The organism is Dyadobacter ginsengisoli DSM 21015 (assembly GCF_059568735.1).
In genome coordinates, this window is sequence record NZ_JCANTY010000001.1 from 466,852 (window position 1) to 485,603 (window position 18,752).

The window sequence follows — 18,752 nt, forward strand, 5'->3', positions numbered from 1 at the left end:
TGTTGTTAGAAATTAATTTTTAAGCCAAGGGTATAGGAACGGTATGACGGGAACGCGGTATAGTCGAGACCCGACGCGAGGTTGATGTTGCTGGCGGAGGTGCCTGTATTGGCAGCCTTTGTATTCACCTCCGGATCGGTACCCGTGTAGCCTGTGATCGTGAACAGGTTCTGCACGGTGCCGTACAGCTTCACTTTCAGCCTGCTTGCCTGGCCGAATGGCAGGTCGTAGCCGAGCGTGATCATCTTGCAACGCAGGTAAGACGCATTTTCTACGAAACGGGAATTAATGTAGCCGCCGTAGGAAGTAGTGGCGTAGCCGTCCTGGGGAATGTCCGTGTTCTGGTTGGCTGTCGTCCAGCGGTTCAGGGCCGATGTGCCAAAGCCTGATTCCAGGATTAACGCATTGGCATTGTACAGGCTGTAATCCAATGCGCCCTGCATGAAGATGTTCAGGTCGAAGTTCTTGTATCGGAACTCGTTGCCGATCCCGAACGTGTAATGCGGGTTGGCATGGCCCAGATAGGTGCGGTCATTGGCATTGATCACGTTATCGCCGTTTACATCCGCGTATTTAGGGCTTCCGGCAGGCGCTCCCGGCTGTGGCGCGTAAGTTTCCCCGGTTTTGATCACACCATCATACACATAGCCGTAAAAACTGCTGAGCTCACGGCCCGGTTCCAGTTTGGTGAAATCCACCGCGCGGCCCCCGTAAGGGTTGGCGGTAGTGGTGATGATGTAAGGACGGCCGCCCAGGTCGAGGATCTTTTGTTTGTTATAGGCGATGTTGAATGCTGTTTTCCAGCGGAAGCTGCCTTTGCTGATGTTCTGGGTATTGACTGACAGTTCGAGACCATTGTTCTGGATCGCACCTGCATTCACTATCTGGCTGCTGAAACCCTGCCAGTCACCAATGGGAATGTTCATGAGCAGGTCGTTGGTTTTCTTGCGGTAGTAGTCAAAGGTCGCTGAAATGCGGCCGCCGAGAAAGGCCATGTCCACCCCGATGTCGAGCTGTCCCGTACTTTCCCATTTCAGGTCGGGGTTAGGCAAGCGGGTTGCTGCCACACCTCCGTAGGAATTGTTGCCGTCGAGGGTCAGGTTCACCGGCGAGAAGGTCGTCATGTAAGCATAGTCCCCGATGCGATCGTTACCGGTAACACCATAGCTTGCGCGTATTTTCAGGTCGGAGAACAGGTCCAGGCTTTTCACAAACTCTTCATCGCCGATACGCCATGCCACCGATCCCGACGGGAAGTATCCGTAGCGGTTGTTTTCACCGAAGCGCGAAGAGCCGTCGCGACGGATCGTGAATGTCGCCAGGTATTTATCTTTGAAGCCGTAGTTGATACGTCCGTAAGCCGAAGCGATTTTCGTGTTCACTTTGTTGCTTGTGGAAGTCACGCGTTCTGTTCCTGCACCCAGGTTGTTGTACAAAAACACATCCGAGCTGAAATTCTGGACTGCGGAGTAATGTTCCTCGGTCTTGTCATCCTGTGTTGACACCCCTGCTACTGCATTCACGGAGTGGTCACCGAATGTTTTGATATAGGTAAAATAACCCTCGACAAGGTTTCGGGAAGCTGCATTGTCGTTGACGGTCGCGCGGCCCTTTACCTTTTCGCCGTCCACAAGGTCGCGGGGAAGGTAAGTGCCTTCTTTGAAGCCGTTGTATTCCGTACCGGCGTTAACCTTGAAGGTCAGGTCGTCGGTGATCATGTATTCGGCGAATGCATTGACATTAACCTTATTACCAAATTTATCATTGGTAGGAGCGAGCAGCCAGGCCAAAGGGTTGTCGCGACCCTGGAAGCGGGCAAACGAACCATCCGCATTGTAGGAAGGCACAGCAGGCGACGCAGACAAGATGCCATACATGACGTTGGAAGGCACAATGGAGCCATCATAGTTCTTGAACTTCGAGAAGGTATGCGCGCCATACACGTTAGCGCCCATTTTGAAGCGTTTACCAAACTGCTTGTCAGCGTTCAGACGTACCGAGTAACGGTCATAATCGGTGTTTTTCAACGCACCGTCTTGTGCGAAATAGTTGAGCGACAGGGCCACGCGTGTGTCGTCATTGCCACCGCTGGCAGTCACGCTGTAACTCTGCACGCTCGCATTGCGGGTGGCCAGTTTGAACCAGTCGTTATTGATACCGCTCGCCAGGTCGGCAGGGGTATACAGTGCCGGCAGCCCTTTTTCGGCATTCTTGGCATTGGTGATTTCCATTGCCTGCAGGCCGGTCATTTTTTCGTAGCTGCTGCTCACCTTCTGAACTCCGTAATAACTGTCGAAGACTACCTGTGCTTTTCCGGCTTTACCTCTCTTGGTCGTGATGATCACGACCCCGTTGGCGCCGCGCGCTCCGTAAATGGCCGTTGCAGATGCATCTTTCAGAATCTGGATGTCTTCGATATCGTTGGGGTTGATGTCCTTACCCGTTTCGGAAGGGAAGCCGTCGACTACGTAAAGCGGTTCGTTGGTGGAGGAAATAGAGTTACCCCCGCGGATCCGTACCACGGTGGTACCGCCCGGGGCCGAGTTCGACTGGCTCACCTGCACACCCGCCGCACGGCCCTGGAACGCCTGTGCCACGTTGGAGGTTGCTCCGCCGAGGTTGAGACTTTCACTGGCAATCGAGCTGACGGCGCCCGTCAGGTCTTTTTTCTTCTGTGTTCCGTAACCTACTACGACCAGTTGGTCGAGGGTTTTGGAATCTTCTTCGAGGGTGACATGGAAGACGGTTTGATTGCCTACCGTGATTTCGGCTGTTTTATAACCGATAAAGGAAACCCGCAGCACGGATTGGCTGCCGGGAACAGCGAGCGAGAACTTGCCTTGCGCGTCGGTGATCACGCCGGAGGTGGTACCTGCCAGCGACACGTTGGCACCGGGGATTTCCGCGCCTTTGGCGTCGGTAACCCGGCCGGAAACGCGGAGCTCGCCGGTCTGTGCGAAGCTGCTTCCGGCTGCCAGGAGCGTGACGAAAATGAAACTCAGTAAAGACTTTAACTTCATAGGGAATTGGTGGTTTGGGGTTAACGTATAATACTCTTCCGAACGGGATAGGATGCCGGTAGGTAGCCCCCGTCAAATGCGCTCATTTTGAATAGGATATAGGTTGAAACAAATGTAAAAAACAAAATGTGTGCGTACACACTATAAAACTAAAATTCCTGCATTTTGCCAGTTTGAAAGAAAATTTTACTGGAAAATAAAACCGGGAAACTCTATTTTACTGTTCAGGGCTTTTCCGATATAATCAGTAGCCATCCGTGACCTTTGGTTACAGGAATTGCCTGTGAAGCGTCGAAAACAGCGGCGGGCTGGAAGTTGATCATCTCCGGTGCGACGATTTGTGCCTTCCGGGGGTCGATGCCCAGTTTTTTCCAGTCGATATTCAGGCGAAAGCTTGTATCGCGCTCCGCCCAGCTGGCGATGGAGACCAGGGCACGCTTGTTTTGAACATAACTTGTAGTCAGAACCTGTGGCTGATCCGTCGTTACCGGATTGCTTTCCGCCCAGTAGCCGAGCATCCGGCTGCCTTGCATGTTAAATTCATCCCACACCTTCCAGATCGCCCTCGCGTCGCTTCCTTCTTTCCAAGGCATGCGGTTGGTCATTCCGTAGATCAGCCCGCGCCAGGGATTCCCGCCGTTTTCCAGCATTTCGCCCATCAGCCCGAAGGGAATACCCGAGACTTCCGTCATAAAAAAGTCAGGGCTATTTTGCTCATAATCAAAATATTCTCCAAACCAGAGGCGGTTCAGGTAGGGAAAATGCTCCATGTACAGGTTCGCGCTGTTGTTGAAGCCATCGTTTTTGTTGTACTGGTTAGCCGAATGGAGGTCAATGTATCCGGGGTGGTTGTTTTGCGTCAAAACGCGTTTCACCCGTTTCATGGTCGTACGGTCGAAGGCCACGTCGTCAAGATAAATGCCGTCGATGCCCACCTTTTGCGTCAGCCAGTTCATGCCTTCCACATAGTAGTTATGCCAGCGGCTCATGCCCGAGTTCACGACCGCAGCATCTTTGATTTCAGGCACATACCAGGCCGCAATGTAATCGTCGCCGAAGTGTTCCTGCAACCAGGCATAGCCCAATCCTTTGCCGGGAGAGAAGATCTCATGACCCAGGCTGCGCAACGGGAACATTTCATAGGCGCTGTTGGATAGCTCGCGGACGGTGTTGTAGATTTTGACCTGCAAACCATCGCGGTGCGCTTTGTCGATGTATTCCTTCATCGCCTGGTGTTCAATGAAGGGGTAATTGATATAGGGATTGATAGGCGTCGCGTGGTGGATGTTCACGATCGTGGCACCCTTGGCCCGAATGGAATCGGGGTCGTTGTAACGGTGGTAAAATCTGGTTTTCCATTGCGCATCGGTGTCCAGGGCATGAAATGGGGTAATGAGCAATGTAAAGTTGTAATGCAGGCTTTCCCCCTTTTTCATGGCCCGGTCGCCGCTGTAATTCCGTACGAGCACCTGGCCATCCTTTTCCGAAAGCCGGATGCCCCCTTTGTTGCCGTTACCCCAGGAAGTAGGGAGCAGAAGGGGTTTTTGCAGGTAAAAATTGGTGTTCAGCGGACGAACATAATGCTCATCGCGCAGGGAGAAATTCAGTCCCGCGTTCACATCTCCGATCCAGGCCCCATCCTGATTTTTGGTAGCTACATCCCATTTCCAGTCATACGAAGCGGGCCTTTTTCCGCCTTTCAGGTTCAGGCCCATCATGTACCGGGCTGAGGCCGCGTTCATGGGAATGTCCATATAAATGTCGTCCAGCAAGACATCCGACAAAGCCGTCATTTTTACGTCATAGGCCACAAAACCGTCGAATTCTATACGTCCGGTGACTTCCATGCGCAGGTGAGCGGATGTACTCGTTGCTGTCCATGCGATGGTGCCGGGAGATTGTTCCGTGTATTGAAGTCCTTTCGGAACCCATTTCTCGGTAGCTCCGCCTTTCGCGTTGGCTGCAAACCGTACCGGTGCCTGCAATATGTTTTTGGGGCTGGCCGACATGCCCGTCATTTCGGGTGTAAAGTAGGTTTCAATGCGTTCGGGCAGGCCGTTGGTACCCACGGTGAATTTTCTTCCCAGCAGTGAAATCACATGCCCTTGCCGTTGCAGCGGGATATACGGACTGATCACGTCATTCTGCTGCGCCATCGTCGAGTTGAGCCAGGCGAGGCGGGTTTGCTTCTGCGGTTCGCCGATGCCCTTGTCGGTGAGTGCCGGACCGCTGATTTGCAGCGTGATATCCAACACGGTTTCGGGAGCGTTGGCTGCTGATACATAGATCTTTCCCTTATAGATCCCTGCCGGTGTTGCCATAGGAATGTCGGCCAGGCACCACAGGGCCTGCACTTTGTTTTTGGTAACCGAAACCTGCTTCCGAACGGGACGGGCGTCCCATCCGGTGCCGTCGGTGTTCAGGCAGGAGAACGCCTGCGCAGGGATCGAGGCGGGGCCGTTGCGCAGGTCTGAAACACGGACGCGCACATTGTTTAAGTCTAACGATATGGGATATACGCCAATCTGAAAGGTGAAATTTTCGCCGGGAGCCGCCTGGTCACTGAATGCCTTGCTGGCACCTCTGGTGAACCAGCGCTGCGGCAGGTCGTCGGTCATGCGGATCGGGTGCATACGGTCTTCGGCGAACACCAGGTATTTCCGTGAAGCATTCGCCGCGAGAAGTGCCTTCATTTCCGCCGCCCTGGCGATCACTTCCATAGGGTAGGAGCTGTTCATGGCGTTGACAGCTTCGATATGGCGCACGCTGGCAGCCGGTTCGTTACCTTTTAATGCCCCAAGCCAGGCCGGGGAAGCGGTTTCTTTCCGTTTGAGATAATTGGCGGTCGGATAGTTGGCGCGGCCATTGACCTTGAAAGGCAGGTAGTAAATATAGTAGGTACCAGGACCTGACACAGGTTCGAAAGTGATTTCGCCGGATTCGCGGCTTATTGTACCTGTTTTTACATTCAGTATACGGCGGTTCGTGGCACTGTCCACAACGATCACCTCACTATCGGTGTGGTGGTCCCGTCGCCTCCAGTCGATCACGGTTTTTACCGCAGCGGCCTTTTGCCCTACATCGATCACCGCGCGCGAGTTTCCGAGCGAATCGGCATTCCAGGAATTTTGGCCGGAAACATAGGGGAGTTCCTGTGCGGGAGCAAGGCGGAACGACAGGGTTGCAATCAGAAGAAAGGGTAGTGTCAGTTTCATCAAACGAAACTACCAAATAAAAGTGTGTGCGTGCACACTTTTATTGAAATTTAATTTCGCTGATTTACATAATGGCAATTATCGGTTACATAAATGTATTTCCAAATGCCGCAAAAGACAGATCACAGCAGTTCGTCCGCCGTCGTCCTGACATCTTCTTCCAGATAGTAGCGCAGATTTTCGATGGTAATTACGTCCAGCGGCAAGAATTTCAGTTTGGGTACGGTTTTCCGGAATACCAGGAAATCGGCTAGCTGGCGGATACCCAGGTAGCCCTGCCGTTGCGGATTTTGATTGATCAGAAAGCCGATGCTGCCCTTTTCAAGGTAATGCAGGTTGGCGGGCACGAGGTCATAGCCGATGATACGGATGTCGTCGCGTTGGTTCCTTTCCAGCTCCGCCGCGACCAGATGCGCCTTGGAAGTAGTTACGAAAATGTGCCGCAGATCGGTGAGCGCGTCGATAGCCTCATTGAGCCTTGCATTAAAACTTTCCGGGTCGGAGCTGTCCAGCTCGGTGGTAGCAATCCGGAAGGCCTGGCCGTGCTGACTGAAGTAATCACGCAACCCTTCTTCTTTTTTAAGTAAGTGGGCTGCATTATCGATCTTCTCATCGATGTGGGCGATCAGGATTGCACAGGGCTCCGACTGCCCGTAATGCATCAGCTTGCCGACGAGTTTACCGCTTTGGTACGAATCCTGGCCGATGTAGCTCAATGGCCCGTGGTCGGAGATCTCGGTGTTGAAAAGTACGAAGGGAATGGATGCTTCTTTCCACCGGGCAAAGAGCGGGAGTGTTTCGTGGTAAAAAATAGGCGAAAGGAAGACCCCGTCGGGTCGGGTGACGGTTAGCTCTTCTGCTTTTGCGATAAAATCTCCGGCATCGTAAGGATTGAAGATGAACTGCTGCACGGAAACACCGAATTGCTTCAGTTCGGCAGCTGCTTTTTCAATGCCGGTCTTCGGTGCAAGCCAGTAAGCGTCCACCTCGTGATCGGGGATGAGGGCGGCGAAACGATATTGCTTTTTGGACCCGAGCGCCCTGGCCATCAGGTTGGGCTCATAGTTACTTTCGTCGATGATCTTCTGAATGCGTATCCGTACTTTTTCTGCCACTCTTCCCCGGTTATGAATGACCCGGTCGACGGTCCCTGGCGAAACTTTGGCTTTGAGTGCAATGTCTTTGATGCGTATTGTTTTGCGGTCCATGTTAAGGGTTATGCTTTCAATATTTGTTCAAAAGTAGTTTAATGGGCTGTCATACTGAAAGAAAATCCATGTGCGGCAACACTGGCGCCGTTCCTGCCAGGGGAACGGAACAGATCGTGCTCCGGCGGTGCCTGCACATCCGCAGCCTGCGGCAGGTCTGCCCCGGTTTCTTGCCTTTTTTGAATTATATTTGAAGTTCCGCTTCAGACGAAAGCGGTTGGAAGCGAATGCTCCGTTCCGGATAAACATATGAGAAAAAGTGGTGCCAAGAGGTCGATGAAATGCGGGTTCCCGGGAATGTCGCTGATCTGGCTTTTAATAATGTGTTGTACATGCCGGACGGGATTCGCCGCTGATAATACCATGGGGCGCGTCCTGAGGTACTCTATCCGCGAAGGCCTTTCGTTTGGAGTCGTCAACGGCATTGTACAGGACAACGACGGGCTCATGTGGTTCGCTACCGGTGACGGCGTCAGCCGGTTCGACGGCACCGCATTCAAAAGCTTCAAATTCGACCACAGCGATCCGCACAGTTTGCCGGGAAACTATGTCAAATCCATTATCCGCGATAAAAGCGGTACGCTATGGGTATCCTCTCGGGACGGGATCGCGGAGTTCGTTCCTGATGAGCAAAAATTCAACCGGTACAAGCCCTTTCGTAATAAAGACGGTGCGGGCAATGACGTCAGCGATATCAGCCAGGGGTATGGCGATCATCTCTGGCTGGCGCTCAACGGCTCCGGTTTTGCCTCGTTCAATACAGCGACACGCCAATTCGCCTTTTACAACCAACGTTCGCTCCCGGGCCTGTTTACGAACTCTATCCTGAATGTATTTGAAGATTCGCAAGGCATGCTCTGGCTGGGGTCGCGCGATAGCGGGATTGAAGTTTGGAAAAGGGGAGAAAAAGGCGGGATGACCAGGGTTCCGCTTGATTTCCGGAATATGCCGTCCGCCCGCATCAATGCGATCTACGAGGACCATCTGCGCAATGTCTGGATCGCTTCTTCCAGGGGATTGATCCTTTTTAAGCGGAACGAATCCCGGTTTTACGACTTGCATATCAACACCTTCCACAACAGCGACATTTACCTCTCGTTGCTGGAAGACCATCAGCAGCATTTGCTTGTGGGTGTACAGGATGGCGGGCTTTACCGGCTCGACCTCGCACAGGTCGGTTCGCTCCCGCCTGCAAAGCTGGTATTTGAACCAGTGCGGGACAAGGATAATAAAGGCATCACGCAGCGTTCGGTTCAGTCGCTTTTTATCGATAAGGACCGCAATGTCTGGCTTGGAACATATGGGGAAGGCGCCTACCTGATCAGCAGCATTCCTGAGAAATTCAGAAAGTTTGAACAAAAAATCACTGATTCCCGTGCGGAGAGTTATTTGCGCTATTATGGGATGTGTTCGGACCGCGACGGAAACCTGTGGCTCGGAACCGACGGGGACGGCATCTACAAAACAACCAGCAGCGGGGAGGTTATCCGGCATTATGCACCATCGGCAGGGCCGGGCGGTATGCCGGATGGGGCCGTCATCGCCGCCCACCGCGACCGGGACGGCCAGTTGTGGTTTGGTACGTATTCCAAAGGGCTTTTTCGGTACGATCCCACGACCGACCGTTTTATGAATTATGACCACGATCCGGCGGACCCACATTCGCTGGGCAGAAACGATGTGCGCGTCATTTACCAGGACCGTCGCAAGAACCTGTGGGTGGGAACGAATGGAGGAGGCCTGAGTATGCTGGATATCAAAACAGGGAGGTTCAGGAACTTTATACCGTCGAACAGCTCCATCGCTGCCAACGATGTACGGGCCATTGCCGAAGACCGGCATGGCAACTTATGGATCGGGACCTACGGCGGTGGCCTAAATTACCTGAATACGCGTACCATGCAGTTCGTTTCCTGGTTCAATGAGGCAGGGAAAAAGCCCTATCTGTCGAACCGGATCATTTTTTCGCTGTATATGGACAGCCAGGACCGGCTTTGGATCGGATCGGAAGGAAATGGGTTACTGCTTTTTGACACGCATGGTAAAAAGGTCAGTTTCTTTGATGAAAAAAGAGGATTGGCCAGCAACGTAATCAATGCGATCCAGCCTGAAAGCATGGACAAAGTGTGGGTGAGTACCAACAAGGGCCTTTCCCGGATCGACGCAGGGCGGGGATCTATCGAAAATTTTGATACAGGCCATGGCTTGCAGGGAGGACAGTTTAATCCTGGTTCTGCGCTTTACAATCCCGGGGAAGGGTTTTTGTGTTTCGGCGGTACGGAGGGCTGGAATCTGTTCTATCCTAAACAGGTGCAGGCGTCGCATTACCAGCCCAGGGTGATGATTAGCGGGTTGCGGGTTTTTGGGGAGAAAAAAAGAGGGGATAAGGAACCCAACGAGGCTTTTTCGCTCTATGCTTACCTCCGGAATGCGGAAAGGTTTGTGTTGAAACCCGATCAGCCAGTTTTTTCGATCGACTATACGGCACTTAACTACGCCTATCCGGAGCTCACGCGCTACGCATACATGCTCGAAGGCCTCGATAAGGAATGGAACTATGTGCAGAATGAGCGCTCGGCCACCTACCGTTACCTTCCGTCAGGCAATTATACGTTCAAAGTCAAGGTGGCCAACCAGGACGGCATCTGGTTTGAGGATCATGCCTCGCTCGCAATCGGTGTCATGCCGCCCTGGTACCGCACCTGGTGGGCCTATCTGCTGTATGCCCTGACGGTTGGACTGATACTTTACTACTACCAGCAATACAAGCTAGGGCAGGAGAAAATGAAATACGAGGTTCAGCTGGCGCACCTGGAAACGCGGCAGGAAAAGGAGATCAATGAAAAGAAACTCTCGTTTTTTACCCATGTATCCCACGAATTCCGTACACCGCTGACGCTGATCATCAATCCGATACGGGAAATGATGCAGGAGGCGGGGGGAGGTGCATCGGCTGCCGGGATAACCCCCGGAACGGCGAGCATGCATATTATTTACCGGAATGCGAAAAGGCTGCTCAGCCTGGTAGATCAGCTGCTGCTGTTCAGGAAGGCCGACCAGCAGACCGATCGGCTGAAACCGGCCGTACATAACCTGCCGCAGCTCATAACGGAAGTGTATCAGTGTTTTCTGCACCAGGCAGAACAAAAGCATATCCGGTACGAACTGATCGCCCCGGACGCGGACCTGGAAGTAGTGTGCGACTGGGAAAAGATCGAGATCGCGATTTTTAACCTCATTTCCAATGCATTGAAGTTTACACCCGAAGGCGGGACCGTTTCAGTCCAGATAGTGGATCTGGATGAGCAGGTAGAAATCGTCGTCAGCGACACGGGGCCGGGCATTCCGGCAGATGCGGGCGAGGATATTTTCAAGGTTTTCCATCAATACGCCGACCGGCGGTTTGCTGCCAAAGGCGGGTTCGGGATCGGCCTGTTTCTGACCAAAACCTTTGTCGAAAATCATTTTGGTCAATTAAGATATGAATCTGAGCTCAACCGGGGCACTACCTTCTATGTACGGCTGCCGAAAAGCCATCCCGACCTGGTCGCGAACGATAGGGGCGGGGAAGGGCGCGATTCAGTGCTGCTGGAAGAGCTGTCGGACGGTGCGATGACCCTTGCTGCACCTGCCCTGGCCGACTGGCAGACGGAACTGCTTGATATGAAAGAGCCCGCAGCAGAGAGCCACACCATGCTCGTCGTAGACGATGATGCGGAGATCCGTAGCTATCTGGGAACCATTTTTTCAGGGAAATACAAGATGTTTGAAGCCGCCAGCGGGGAAGAGGGACTGGAACTTGTGCGGAGACATCTGCCGGATATCGTCATCAGCGATGTCATGATGGGCGGTACTTCGGGCATCGAACTATGCAGCCAGATGAAACTGGACATGGCGCTGAGCCACATTCCGGTGATCCTGCTCACGGCAAGCACTTCCCAGGATGTCCGGTTGAAAGGCATCGAGGGCGGGGCGGACGATTACATCAGCAAGCCCTTCGACAAGGACCTGCTCGTAGCGCGGGTGGCGTCCATCCTCCGCAACCGTAACGATCTGCAACGGTATTTCTACAATGAGATCACGCTGCAGACCAGCGATTTCAAGATCTCGGCCGAGTACAAGGAATTTCTGAATGAATGTATCCGCATTGTGGAAAGCCATCTGACCGACGAGGCGTTCAACATCAAAATGCTGGCATCGGAGATCGGAATGAGCCATTCCACACTCTATAACCGGATCAAATCCATTTCGGGGCAGTCGACGGCGAGCTTTATCCGTTTCATCCGTCTTCGGAAGGCGGCGCAGCTGCTCATTACGACCGACATTACGATCAGCGAAACGGCTTTCCGCGTTGGGATCAACGACATCCGGTATTTCCGTGAACACTTTCAGAAACTGTTCGGGATGAAGCCTTCTGATTATGTGAAAAAATTCAGAAAGCCGTTCCACGAGCACATCACCATCGACAAGGATATTTTCAGGAAGAAGTCGGCGCACTGACGCTATTTATTGTAGTTTCCAGAGTTTTTACTGCCTGATTCTAACAAAATCAGGCATTTTTTGTGGATTCACCCCCCTTTTAATGCGAAAATGTCCCCCCTTGAGCAGGTTGAAATAGTCCTACTTTTGATTGATCAATTTATAAAAATCAGCGACAGGCAACGCGGCCTATTACTATTTCAAGATTTGCGGCTGTCGTGGTCAGCTCCCCTGTCCGCCGCTGTTATGAACTGATCTGCATCCAATTATTCAACTTTTCTGCTTGTATGAAAAAAACTTTTTACAGAGGTCCGGTGCGCTGTCGGCTATCCGGTGAAACCACTGGCGGAACCCTCCGGACCGCGCTCCGTGCGGCCATCTGGTCGCTGCTGCTCGCGCTGTCGTCTTTCTGCGCAATGGCGCAAAATGCATTCACCGTGAAAGGGACGGTCACTGCCGAAAGCGGGGAAGGCCTGCCCGGAGCCAGCGTGATCCTGAAAGGAACTTCCACCGGTACGACTACCGACGTGGACGGTAAGTATTCATTGAATGTCCCCGACGGCAATGGCACGCTGGTTTTTACCTATATCGGTTATATAAACCAGGAGATCGTGATCGGCAACCGTTCGCAGTTGGATGTGAAACTGGTCGTGAACGACAAAACACTCGAGGAGGTCGTCGTCGTGGGTTATGGTACCCAGAAGAAAGCAACACTGACCGGCTCGGTTTCCGAAGTAAAAGGGGCCGACATTGTCAAAAGCCCGCAACCTAACCTTTCCAACTCGCTCGCGGGGCGTTTCTCCGGATTTGTGGCCAACAACCGGGGCGGTGAACCAGGTTACGACGGGTCGACCTACACCGTGCGCGGGTTTGCGTCTACGGGTAACAGCGACGTGCTGATCGTGGTAGACGGTATTCCCGGCCAGGTCGGCGGGCTCGAACGCCTCGACCCGAACGATATCGAGAGTATTTCCATTCTGAAAGACGCTTCGGCGGCTGTTTATGGAAGTCGCGCGGCGAATGGGGTGATCCTGGTTACTACCAAGCGCGGTACGACCGGAAAACCTGTCATCTCTTACAGCTTCAACCAGGGCTTCTCGTCGCCTACACGTCTGCCGAACCTCGCGGATGCGCCTACATATGCCACGATCATGAATGAGATCGACTATTACAACAATCCGTCGGGTGGGATGAACCAGCATTATACGGCGGATGAAATCGAGAAGTTCCGTAACGGTTCAGATCCATTGAAATACCCTAATACCAACTGGCAAAAGGAAACGCTCAAAAATTTCGCTTTGCAAAACCAGCATAACCTGGGCATCAACGGTGGTACCGACAATGTAAAATACTATGTTTCGCTGGGGACGATCTATCAGGATGGTTTGTATAAAAACGGAGCTACCAAATACAAGCAGTACAATTTCCGCTCGAATATCGACGCCAACATCACGAAGGATTTCAAAGTGAGCCTTGGCCTGTCGGGCCGCCAGGAGAACCGCCAATTCCCGGTCTCTTCTGCCGAGAACACATTCCGCTCTATTTACCGGGCGTACCCGACTGTTATTGCCAGATATCCGAACGGATACTATTCGACCGGCGTAGAAAACAGCAACCCGGTGGTACTCGGCACGAATATGGGCGGTACTTCCAGCAATCCTACTTCCGTATTTAACGGCATTCTGCGCGCCAGTTATAGTCTGCCGTTCGTGGATGGGCTTTCCGTGGATGGATTTTACTCGGTTGACAAGTCTTTTAATTTTACCAAAACATTCAGCACACCTTACACGCTTTATAATTACGACAGCGCCAAAGATGTGTATAACGGCGTAGTGACCGGTGGTTCTGCGGGTAAGGCCTCTCTGACGCAAAAGCAGATAAATATCACCAACATTACCCAGAATATCCGCCTGAACTATCTGCATCAGTTTGGTAAGCACAATGTGAATGCATTTGTGGCTTACGAACAGAACAAACGCAATGAATCTACATTCGACGCTAGCAGGATCAACTATCCGACTGCTTCCACACCAGAGCTTTCACAAGGCGGTGCGGCGGCTACGGACAAGAACAACTCCGGAAGCAGTTATAATTTTACCCGTAAGAGTTTTATCGGAAGGATTGCTTATAATTTCAACGAGAAATACCTGGCGGAAGTCCAGGCGCGTGTAGATGGTTCGTCGGTATTTCCAAAAGGGAAACAATACGGATTCTTCCCCTCGGTTTCGGCCGGTTACCGGATCTCGGAAGAAGACTGGTTTAAAAACAGCATAAGTTTCATAGACGACCTGAAATTCCGGGCTTCGTATGGTACACTGGGTAACGACAACGTAGGGCAGTTCCAGTTTTACAACAATTATTCGTTCGTGAACCAGTATGTACTGGGTTCGGGGGTGATATCGCCGGGGATCGACCTCACCAAGCTTGCTAACCCAAATATTACGTGGGAAACCTCTAAAAAGCTGGATATCGGTTTGAATGCGGTTTTCCTGAAAAACTTCAATGTGGAAGTGATCTATTTTAACCAGAAAAGATCGGATATCCTCGCGGCGAGAAACGCCTCTATCCCCAACACCTCGGGTATCGTGAATCCTTACAAAACGAAAGACAATACTCCCCTGGTACCGGATGAAAACCTAGGAAAAGTAAACAACAGCGGATTTGAAGCGACCCTGGGCTATAACCACAACGGCAAGTTCCGCTACAATATTTCCGGAAATGTGACCTATGCCAAAAGCAAGATCGTTTTCATCGATGAGGCGCCGGGCGCACTGGATTACCAGCGGCAGACGGGCGGACCCTTGTATACTTATCTGACCTACAACACCCTTGGGATTTTCCGCACACAAGCCGATCTGGACAAATATCCGCACGTGCAGGGCGCACAAGCCGGCGATCTGATCCTGGAAGACTATAACGGGGATGGCAAGATCACCGCCGACGACCAGGTAAGAAGCAAGTATGGCAACGTGCCTTTGCTGACCTACGGTTTGGTGCTGAATGCAGGTTACAGTGCGTTCGATGTGTCGATGGTTTTTGCAGGACAGGGCATGGTAAGCCAGTATGTGCTGCCGGAGTCGGGCCAGGTAGGTAACTTTTACAGCAGCTGGGCTGATAACCGTTGGAGCCCATCCAACCCCGACGGAAGCTACCCGCGGGTAGACACACGTGCGTCGTCGTCGATCAATGGCGGCTTGTACATGAACAACTTTTGGCTGAACAATGCGTCATTCATCCGTCTGAAAAATGTGGAAGTAGGCTACACCCTGCCTAAAGAGACGCTTTCGAAGATCAGGATCTCGTCGTTGCGGGTTTATGCCAGCGCATTCAACCTGTTTACCATCACCGGCGTGAAAGACTTCGATCCGGAAGGGAACAACACCAGCGGCCAGTTTTACCCGCAGCAGCGCATTCTGAACCTGGGCCTCAACATTAAATTCTAATGCAAATCATGATTGACATGAAACGAATAAAGTTTTTGACATTACCATCCCTGGCTGCAGCCATGCTCGTGACGGTGTTTGCCTGCCAGCAGGATTTCCTGGACGTTGTCCCGACCGACCGTGTTTCCGATGCCTCCATTCTTTCCGACTCCGTGTTGTTTGAAGCCTACGTTACCAACCGCTACATGGGCACCAGGCTCACCGAAAAGGAAGCGGAAGGTACATTGCCAGGCTTCGGGCGTGGTTTCGAGTATGCGCTGTGGTCGTCGGTAACCGATGAATCCATTTACAACAACGACGATAATACCTGGCTCATCCAGCGCGGGCAGATCGCCCCGGAAAACACCGGGATCGCAGGCACCTTCTGGGGACGCAGCTACCGCAGCATCCGGGAGATCAATTATGCCCTGGCCAACATCGACAAGGTACCGATGAGCGCCGGGCTAAGGAGCCGTTTGAAAGGGGAATTACAGTTTATACGCGCGTTTCGCTACCATGACCTGATCCGTAACTATGGCAAGGTCGTGTTACTGGGCGACAAAGTGTATGGCGTAGAAGACGACCTCACCAGCCCGGAATTGTTTGCAAGATCGGATATCAAAGCGGGTATCGACTATGCGGTCGCGCAGCTTGACGAAGCGACAGCATTACTTCCGGCGTCCAATGACAATACCGTATGGAAACTCGGCCGGGCGACCAAGGGAGCTGCCCTGGCGTTGAAGTCCCGGCTTCTGCTCTACGGTGCAAGCCCATTATATAACGCCGCTACCTGGCAGCAGGCAGCGGCAGCGGCTAAGGCGGTGATGGATTTGAACAAATACACCCTTTATACCGGCGGCTACGGCAACCTGTTCACAACGACGGATAATGCCGAGATCATTTTCGGAAGACTCTACGCTATCGGCGCGCGCCACGTATGCCTTGAGATATCGAATGGCCCGAACAGTTACAATGCATGGGGTGGTAATGTGCCTGTCCAGAACCTTGTGGACGATTATGAGATGATGGATGGAACGAAAATTACCGATGCCAACACGAGCTACAATCCAAAGGAACCTTATAAAAACCGTGATCCCCGTTTCTACGCGACGATCCTTTACAATGGAGCATCCTACCGGTCGAGTACGATCGAGACTTTCACCCCGGGTGGAAAGGATAGCAAAGATGGTCCATCCAACTGGAACACATCGAAAACAGGTTATTATCTCCGGAAATTCATGAATGATAACCTGCCCATCGACAACCCCTGGGACGTTGCCGGTACCCAAACCTGGATATACTTCCGCTATGCGGAGATCCTGCTGAACTATGCCGAAGCGCAGAACGAGGCCGCAGGTCCTGACGCGACCGTGTATGCGGCCGTAAACGCGATCCGCCAGCGTACCGGTGTTGCCATGCCCGCATTACCCACAGGCCTCACACAGGCCCAGATGCGCGAGCGTATCCGTAACGAGCGACGCGTCGAGCTGGCATTTGAGGAACACCGTTTCTACGATGTACGCCGTTGGAAAATCGCGAACGTGACCGAAAACGTACCGGCTTATGGTATCGAGATCGGCAAAAGCGGTGCCGCATTGACTTACACCAGGAAGGAAGCTCTCACCGGCCGGGCCTTCACGGATAAGCAATACTGGCTGCCGATCCCGCGGACGGAGATCCAGGCCTCGAATAACCAGCTCGAACAGAACCCGGGCTATTGATCCAAACCTACGCTCCCGGCATACCATCGCCGGGAGCTGTTTTTTTATATCCGATCTCATCGATTCATGGAATTCTTTCAAAATCCATTTCCGGGACTGATTTCCCTGGGGCTGCTCATTGGCGGCATTGTTAGCTGCCACGGAGCGGAATCCGCCGGCCCGGCCGACGCTGTCACGATCACCATCGACCCCTCCAAAACCTATCAGACGATCCGGCATTTCGGCGGGTCCGATGCCTGGGCATGCCAGTTTGTGGGCAATTGGCCCGCCGCGAAGAAAAACGCCATTGCCGACCTGCTGTTCAGTCGCGACACGCTGGCTGACGGGCGGGTGAAAGGTATCGGACTGTCGCTCTGGAGGTTCAATGCGGGCGGGGGAACTGCCGAGCAGGGGGATGCCAGCGGAATCCGCGACGAATGGCGGCGGGCTGAGTCGTTTTTCGCCAGCGATGGCGGCTATGACTGGAACAAACAGGGTGGGCAGCTCTGGTTCCTGAATGCGGCAAAGGAGCGGGGCGTGAATCAATTTCTGCTGTTTCCGAATACGCCGCCGGTGCAGTTTACGGCGAATGGAAAGGGCTTTGCGACCAATGTCCAGCCGAATCTGGTTCCGGAACAGTTCGGGAAATTCACCGATTACCTGGCCGATATCATGGAAGGCGTGCGGAAGAAAACAGGCATTACCTTTCAGTATGTGAGCCCGGTGAACGAACCGCAATGGGACTGGAGTGACGGAGGGCAGGAGGGAACACCGTTTTTTAACAACCAGATCGCCGCCATTACCAAATCGCTCAGCATGTCGCTTTTGAAAAAGAACCTCTCCACCCAAATCAACATTGCGGAGGCAGGTCAGATCGAGTATTTGTATTCCGAACACAACCGGCCCGGAAGAAGCAGCCAGATCACCGGATTCTTTGATAAAAGCAGCGCCGATTACGTGGGTGATCTTCCCAATGTAGTGCGAGCCATTTCTGGACACAGCTATTTCACGACTTCCCCGTATAAGGATGCCGTCCTGAAACGGAAACAGCTGGCAGCCGGATTGGCAGCGGTGCCGGGTCTGGAATATTGGATGTCGGAGTATTGCGTGCTGGGAGATAATGATGGAGAAATCAAGGGTGAGGGGCGTGACCTGGGCATTAATTCCGGCTTATACATTGCCAAAGTGATCCACAGCGACCTCGTCCATGCCAATGCGTCGGCCTGGCACTGGTGGATCTCGGTCTCGCCCTATGATTACAAGGATGGCCTGGTGTATATCGACAAGAACAAAACGGACGGTAATTTCCAATCTTCGAAAATGCTCTGGGCAATGGGTAATTTCAGCCGTTTCGTTCGTCCGGGCGCGGTGCGCGTGGACGCGGCGAACAGCCTGGGCACCGATGATCTGCTGGTTTCGGCTTACCGGAACGTCAGTAATGAGCTCGTTACGGTAATTGTAAATACTGGTAATGAAGCGCATGAAATTGACCTGTCGGTTCACTCCGGCAAGGCGCTATCCATAACCGGAGTCTATGAAACTTCGGCAGAACACGACCTGGCGCCTGTGAAGCTGCTGGGGGCCCATGGCCGCGTTGCTGTGAAGGGGCGTAGTGTTGTGACGGTCACCGGGCAATTGTAACCGGGTCGCGTGTTGGCGTACATCCGCTGTCGTGTTATATTGTAGCCGATATCAACCGACAGCGGGC

7 protein-coding genes are annotated in these 18,752 nt (G+C 52.8%); 4 read left to right on the forward strand and 3 right to left on the reverse strand.

Annotated features, from left to right (window positions below; genetic code table 11):
- Positions 1-5: 5 nt before the first annotated feature.
- From BP71_RS01515 to BP71_RS01525, 3 genes are all read right to left on the reverse strand, one after another.
- A complete protein-coding gene (locus tag BP71_RS01515; protein ID WP_496375863.1) occupies positions 6-3,020 on the reverse strand; it encodes a SusC/RagA family TonB-linked outer membrane protein in 3,015 nt (1,004 codons plus the stop codon).
- Positions 3,021-3,244: 224 nt separating this feature from the next.
- Positions 3,245-6,235 carry a glycoside hydrolase domain-containing protein gene (locus tag BP71_RS01520; RefSeq protein WP_496375865.1) on the reverse strand — a complete coding sequence of 997 codons (2,991 nt, stop codon included), beginning with the start codon at positions 6,233-6,235 and terminating at the stop codon, positions 3,245-3,247.
- Between the two features lie 122 nt (positions 6,236-6,357).
- Positions 6,358-7,443, reverse strand: a complete 1,086-nt coding sequence (locus BP71_RS01525; protein WP_496375867.1) for a substrate-binding domain-containing protein — start codon at positions 7,441-7,443, stop codon at positions 6,358-6,360.
- A 249-nt stretch (positions 7,444-7,692) separates the two neighbouring features.
- Here BP71_RS01525 and BP71_RS01530 point away from each other — a divergent pair, with 249 nt between their 5' ends.
- From BP71_RS01530 to BP71_RS01545, 4 genes are all read left to right on the forward strand, one after another.
- Complete coding sequence (locus BP71_RS01530) at positions 7,693-11,943, forward strand: hybrid sensor histidine kinase/response regulator (protein WP_496375869.1); 4,251 nt, start codon at positions 7,693-7,695, stop codon at positions 11,941-11,943.
- Between the two features lie 266 nt (positions 11,944-12,209).
- The gene (locus tag BP71_RS01535) at positions 12,210-15,365 is read left to right on the forward strand and encodes a SusC/RagA family TonB-linked outer membrane protein (protein WP_496375871.1); all 3,156 of its coding nucleotides are present in this window, start codon (positions 12,210-12,212) and stop codon (positions 15,363-15,365) included.
- A gap of 17 nt (positions 15,366-15,382) precedes the next feature.
- Positions 15,383-17,065, forward strand: coding sequence for a RagB/SusD family nutrient uptake outer membrane protein (locus BP71_RS01540; RefSeq protein ID WP_496375873.1), 1,683 nt, complete (start codon positions 15,383-15,385; stop codon positions 17,063-17,065).
- Positions 17,066-17,131: 66 nt separating this feature from the next.
- Positions 17,132-18,685 (forward strand): glycoside hydrolase, encoded by a 1,554-nt coding sequence (locus BP71_RS01545; protein ID WP_496375875.1) that lies wholly within the window; start codon positions 17,132-17,134, stop codon positions 18,683-18,685.
- Positions 18,686-18,752: the final 67 nt, after the last annotated feature.

Excerpts from the sequence above, each read along its gene's own strand:
- BP71_RS01515 (WP_496375863.1), bottom strand. The coding sequence starts at position 3,020 with ATGAAGTTAAAGTCTTTACTGAGTTTCATTTTCGTCACGCTCCTGGCA.
- BP71_RS01520 (WP_496375865.1), bottom strand. The coding sequence starts at position 6,235 with ATGAAACTGACACTACCCTTTCTTCTGATTGCAACCCTGTCGTTCCGC.
- BP71_RS01525 (WP_496375867.1), bottom strand. The coding sequence starts at position 7,443 with ATGGACCGCAAAACAATACGCATCAAAGACATTGCACTCAAAGCCAAA.
- BP71_RS01540 (WP_496375873.1), top strand. The coding sequence starts at position 15,383 with ATGAAACGAATAAAGTTTTTGACATTACCATCCCTGGCTGCAGCCATG.
- BP71_RS01535 (WP_496375871.1), top strand. The coding sequence starts at position 12,210 with ATGAAAAAAACTTTTTACAGAGGTCCGGTGCGCTGTCGGCTATCCGGT.
- BP71_RS01530 (WP_496375869.1), top strand. The coding sequence starts at position 7,693 with ATGAGAAAAAGTGGTGCCAAGAGGTCGATGAAATGCGGGTTCCCGGGA.
- BP71_RS01545 (WP_496375875.1), top strand. The coding sequence starts at position 17,132 with ATGGAATTCTTTCAAAATCCATTTCCGGGACTGATTTCCCTGGGGCTG.